Genomic DNA, 6,040 nt, shown 5'->3' on the forward strand with positions numbered 1-6,040 from the left:
GGCCCGGGGGGGCCCGCACCCCGCGGGGGAGGCGGCTGGACTGCCCGTGGTGGGCGTGGGGTTGTGGGGGGGCGCCCCCCCCCCGCCCCCCCGGGGCGGGGGCCGCCGCGACGGTCCCCTCGCCGGCGACCCGCTCGTGCAGGTGGGCCGCGAGCGACGCCGGGGAGGGGTGGTCGAAGACGGTCGTCGCGGGCAGCCGCAGACCGGTGGCCGCGTTGAGCCGGTTCCGCAGCTCGACCCCGGCCAGCGAGTCGAACCCGAGGTCCTTGAAGGCGCGTCCGGGATCGAGACGGCTCGCGTCGGCGTGCCCGAGCACCCCGGCGACCACCGTGCGCACGAGGTCCAGGACCGCGTCGGCCCGCTCCCGCTCCGGCAGCGCGGCGATCCGCGGAGCCCACGCGCCGTCCCCGGCCGCCGGTCCCGCCGCCGTAGCGCGCGCCGCGCGCCGGGGCCGTACCAGACCGCGCAGCACGGCGGGCGGCAGCCCGTCCGCGCCCCGCACCCGCGCCGGGTCGAGCAGCGCCGGTACGGAGAGGGCGTCCCCGGCGGCCAGCGCGGCGTCCAGCAGCGCGAGCCCGGTCTCCGGGTCGAGCGGGGTCACCCCGGCCCGCGCCCAGCGCGCCAGGTCGGCGTCCCCGAGCCGCGCCCCCATGCCGTGGGTGCCGTCCCACAGGCCCCAGGCCAGCGAGACGGCGGGCAGGCCGAGGGAGCGGCGGTGTGCGGCGAGCGCGTCGAGATAGGTGTTGGCGGCGGCGTAGTTGGCCTGCCCGGCGGTGCCGGTGATGCCGGACACCGAGGAGAAGAGCACGAAGGCGCGCAGGTCGAGACCCCGGGTCAGCTCGTGCAGGTGGCGGGCGGCGTCGACCTTGGGACGCAGCACGGCCCGCAGCCGGCCGGCGTCGAGCGCCTCCACGGTGGCGTCGTCGAGGACGCCGGCCGTGTGCACGACGGCGGTCAGCGGACGGTCCGGCGCGACCCGTTCGAGCAGGGCGGCCACCTCGGCGCGTTCGGAGACGTCCGCGGCGACGACGTTCACCCGGGCGCCGAGACCGGCGAGTTCGGAGACGAGGGTGTCGGCGCCCGGCGTGTCCGCGCCCCGACGGCTGACCAGCATCAGGTCCCGGGCGCCGTGGGCGGTCACGAGGTGGCGGGCGACGAGCGCGCCGAGCCCGCCGGTGCCGCCCGTGATGAGGACGGTGCCGTCCGTGCCGGGCACGGTCCGGGGCCCGTCGGCGGCCGGGGGCCCGCCGTGCCGGGCGAGCCGGGGCACGTGCAGGGTGTCGCCGCGCAGCGCGAGCTGCGGTTCGCCGGTGGCGACGGCGGCGCGAACGAGCGGGTCGTCGGCGGCGCGGGGCCCGTCGACGTCCAGGAGCGTCAGCCGGCCGGGGTGCTCGGACTGCGCGGAGCGGATCAGGCCCCACACGGATGCCGTGGCCAGGCCGGTGACCTCGTCGCCGGGGAGCACGGCGACGGAACGCTCGGTCACGAGCACCAGCCGGGAATCCGCGGAGCGCTCGTCGGCCAGCCACCGCTGGACCAGTTCCAGGACGCGCTGGGTGAGGACGTACGGGTCGTCCTCCGCCCCGCCGTCGGCGCCGGGCCTGTTGCCGCCGAGCCCGTCGGCGCGGACGAGCAGGACGTCGGCGTCGGGGAGTTGGGCGTCGGACCCGGTGACGGCGGCGATTCGGAGGTCCGCGCCGTCGCCGGGGGCGACCGCCGGCCACTCCATCCGGAAGAGCCCCCCGGCGGTCCGCCCGTCCTCCGGGCGCGGCACCCGGTCCTTGGCGACCGGCAGCAGGGCCAGCGACTCGACGGTGGCGACGGGCGCACCCGAGCCGTCGGCGACGGCCAGCGTGACCGTGTCCCGCCCGGCCGGCGTCAGCCGCACCCGGACCGTCGTCGCGCCCGCCGCGTGCAGGGTGACGCCGGTCCACGAGAACGGCAGCCGGATCAGGTCGGGCCGCTCCGGGTCGGCCGCGTCCAGGACGAGCGGGTGCAGCACCGCGTCGAGCAGCGCGGGATGGACCCCGAACCGCGCGGCGGCCTCGTGCTGTCCGGCGTCGAGGGCGACCTCGGCGTAGGTCACGCCGCCGTCCCCGCGCCACACGGCCCGCAGGCCCTGGAAGGCGGGGCCGTACGCGTAGCCCAGCTCGGCCAGCCGCTCGTACACGCCGTCGAGGGGTTCCGCGACCGCGCCCTCCGGCGGCCACCGGGTCAGGTCCTCGTCCGCCGGGGGAACGGCGGCCGGGCCGATGGCCAGCGAACCGGAGGCGTGCCTGGTCCACGGCCGGGCCGGGTCGTCGCCGGACGGTTCTTCCGACGGGTCTCCCGCCCGGTCCTCCGGCCGGTCCTCCGGCCGGGAGTGGATCGTGAAGGACCGCAGCCCTGCCGCGTCCGCCGGGGCCACCGCCACCTGGACACGGACCCCGGCCCGCCCGGTCAGCGCGAGGGGCGCCTCCAGGGTCAGTTCGGCGACCCGTCCCGCACCGGCCAGGTCGCCTGCGGCGACCGCGAGTTCGAGGAAGGCGGTGGCGGGCACCAGGACCGTCCCGCCGATCCGGTGGTCGGCCAGCCACAGATGGCTGCCCGGCGCCAGCCGGCCGGTGAGCAGCAGCTCCTCGCGCCCGGCCAGCTCGACCGCCGAGCCCAGCAGCGGGTGGCCCGCCGGGTCCACCCCGAGACCACGGGCGTCCGTCCGGGTCTCCGCCGCCAGCCAGTAGTGCTCCCGCCGGAAGGCGTACGTGGGCAGGTCGACCCGTGCGGCCCCGGGGTACAGCGCCGCGAGGTCGCCGCGCGCGCCCACGACGTGGGCGCGGGCCAGACCGGCGGTGTACGTGTCGGTCTCGGGGCGCCCCGCCCGCAGCAGGGCGAGGGCGGTGGAGTCCCCGGAGGTGAAGGAGCCCGTGGCCAGGGCGGTCAGGACGGCGTCCGGGCCGACCTCGACGAAGACGGTCGTGCCGTCGTCCTCCAGGGTGCGGACCGCGTCGTGGAACCGTACGGCCTGACGGATCTGCTCCGCCCAGTAGGCGGGCGAGGACAGCTCGTCCGCGGTCGCGACCGCGCCGGTCACGGTCGACACGACGGGAATCCGGGGAGCGTGGTACGTCAGCGAGGCCGCGACCCGCCGGAACTCGTCCAGCACCCCGTCCATGTGCGGCGAGTGGAAGGCATGGCTGACCCGCAGCGCACGGGTCTTGCGCCCGCGCCCGGCCCAGCGCGTCGCGAGTTCCCCGGCGGCGTCCGCGTCACCGGAGACGACGACGGAGTCCGGCCCGTTGACGGCCGCGAGCGCGAGCCGCCCCGCGTACTCCGCGAGATCCGGTACGAGCTCCGCCTCCGTCGCCTGGATCGCGACCATCGCCCCGCCGGGGCGCGCCGACTGCATCAGCCGGCCCCTGGCCGCGACCAGCGCGGCGGCGTCCTCAAGGGACAGCACCCCCGCGGCGTGGGCGGCGGCCAGCTCGCCGATCGAGTGCCCGGCCACGGCGTCGGGCACGAACCCGTCGCGCTCGAGAAGCCGGAACAGCGCCACCTCCAGGGCGAACAGCGCGGGCTGCGTGTAGCGGGTCTCGTGCAGCGGCCCGTCGGCCTCCTCCGCGCCGAACATCACGTCGCGCAGGGGGAGTTCCAGGTGCGGGTCGAGGGCCGCGCACACCTCGTCGAGGGCGGCGGCGAACTCCGGCCGTGCCTCGTACAGTTCGCGCCCCATGCCGGCGCGCTGGGCGCCCTGCCCGGTGAAGAGGAACGCCGTGCGTCCGGCGCGGGCCGCGCTGCCGGTCACGACCCGGGGATCGCCCACGGCCACGCCGCCGGCGCCGAGCGCGTCGAGCCCGGCGAGCAGGTCCCCGGTGGTGCGGCCCGTCACGACGGCCCGCTCGTCCCAGGTCGCCCGCGTGGTGACGAGCGAGCGCCCGACGTCTTCGGGGCGCACCCCGTCCCGCCCGGCGAGGTGCTGCCGCAACCGCACGGCCTGCGCCCGCAGCGCGTCCTCGTCGCGCGCGGAGAGCGCCCAGAGCACGGGGACGGTGCTGCCGGAGTCGGTGCCGGCATCGGAGTCGGTGTCGGTGTCGGTGTCGGTCGGGAGAGTGGCCGCGCCTCCCTCGGCCTGTTCGATGATCACGTGCGCGTTCGTTCCGCTGATGCCGAAGGAGGAGACGGCGGCGCGGCGCGGGCCGCCCGTCTCGGGCCACGGGCGGGCCTCGCCGAGCAGTTCGACGGCACCGGACGACCAGTCGACGCGCGGGGTCGGCTCGCTGACGTGCAGGGTCCGGGGCAGCATGCCGTGCCGCATCGCCTGCACCATCTTGATGACCCCGCCGACTCCCGCGGCGGCCTGTGCGTGCCCGATGTTCGACTTCAGCGAGCCCAGGTACACGGGCTCCCGCTCGTGCCGCCCACTCCCGTAGGTGGCGAGGAGCGCCTCGGCCTCGATGGGGTCGCCGAGCCGGGTGCCGGTGCCGTGGGCCTCGACGGCGTCGACGTCGGCGGGGGTGAGCCGGGCGTCGGCGAGGGCTTGCCGGATGACGCGCTGCTGCGAGGGCCCGTTGGGGGCGGTGAGGCCGTTGGAGGCGCCGTCCTGGTTGACGGCGGAGCCGCGCAGCACGGCGAGGACCTGGTGCCCGTTCCGCCGCGCGTCGGACAGCCTTTCGAGCAGCAGCAGGCCCACGCCCTCGGACCACGAGGTGCCGTCCGCGTCCGCCGAGAACGACTTGCTGCGCCCGTCCGCCGCCAGCCCGCGCTGCCGCGAGAACTCGACGAACATCCCGGGCGCCGACATCACGGTCACGCCCCCGGCGAGCGCGAGCGTCGTCTCGCCCTGCCGCAGGGACCGCACGGCCATGTGCAGCGCCACCAGCGAGGACGAACAGGCGGTGTCCACGGTGATGGCGGGCCCGACGAGCCCGAGCTGGTAGGCGATGCGGCCGGACATGACACTGCTGGTGCTGCCGGTCAGGAGGTGGCCCTCGACGCTGCGGGGGGCCTCGTGCAGCCGGGGACCGTAGTCGAGCGCGGTCGCTCCGACGAACACACCGGTCCGGCTGCCCGCCAGGCCCTGCGGGTCGATCCCGGCGCGCTCGACCGCCTCCCAGGCGGTCTCCAGGAGCAGCCGCTGCTGCGGGTCCATGGCGAGCGCCTCGCGCGGCGAGATCCCGAAGAACCCGGCGTCGAACAGGCCGGCGTCGTGCAGGAAGCCGCCCTCGCGAACCGAACTCCTGCCCGTGCGGTCCGGGTCCCGGTCGTACAAGTCCTCGTCCCAGCCCCGGTCCACGGGGAAGCCGGAGATCGCGTCGCGCCCCTCGGCGACCAGCTCCCACAGGTCCTCGGGCGTGGCGACGCCGCCCGGGTAGCGGCAGGCCATGGCGACGATCGCGATGGGCTCGCCGTCGTCCGCCGGGGCACCGGGGAGAACAGCCTCCCCTTCCCCGTCCTGATCCCCGGCCAGCTCCCGTTCCACATGCGAGACGAGGGCGGCGGGCGTGGGGTGGTCGAAGAGCAGCCCGCTGGACAGCGGCAGCCCGGTGGCGGCCCCGAGCCGGTCGCGCAGCTCGACCGCCATGAGCGAGTCGAAGCCGAGGTCCTTGAACGGCAGCCGGAGGTCGACGCGCTGGTCCTCGCCGTACTCCAGGACGGCGGCGACGTGCGCGGACACGAGCCGGGTGACGTCCCGGACGTCCCGCGAGGGCCCGGACCGCATCTGGGAGGCCTCTGCGGCCTGGGCGGGAGCCGGGTCCGGAGCGCCCGCCGGAGGACGGCCGCCGTCGATCCAGTGCCGGCGGCGCTGGAAGGCGTACGTGGGCAGGGGTACGCGGCGCCCGGTGGCCCCCGCGCGCACCCGGGTCCAGTCGACGTCGGCGCCGTGGACGAAGAGCGTGGCGAGCGCGGTCAGCAGGCTCTGCTCCTCGTCCCGGTTCCTGCGCAGCGCGGGCACGGAGACCCCGGCGCCCTCGGCCATTGCGGAGAGTACGCCGTCGGGTCCGATTTCGAGGAGGGTGGTGACGCCTTCGGTGTTCAGGGTCTGGAGGGCGTCGTGGAAGCGGAC

The 6,040-nt window shown here is 77.0% G+C and carries 1 protein-coding gene; it reads right to left on the reverse strand.

Translation table 11 applies throughout. The features are described from left to right. Positions 1–6,040, reverse strand: a 6,040-nt coding sequence (locus ACWFR1_RS39890; RefSeq protein WP_453560879.1) for an SDR family NAD(P)-dependent oxidoreductase, incomplete at both ends; no start/stop codon positions are given.

This window comes from Streptomyces sp. NPDC055103 (genome assembly GCF_053607625.1).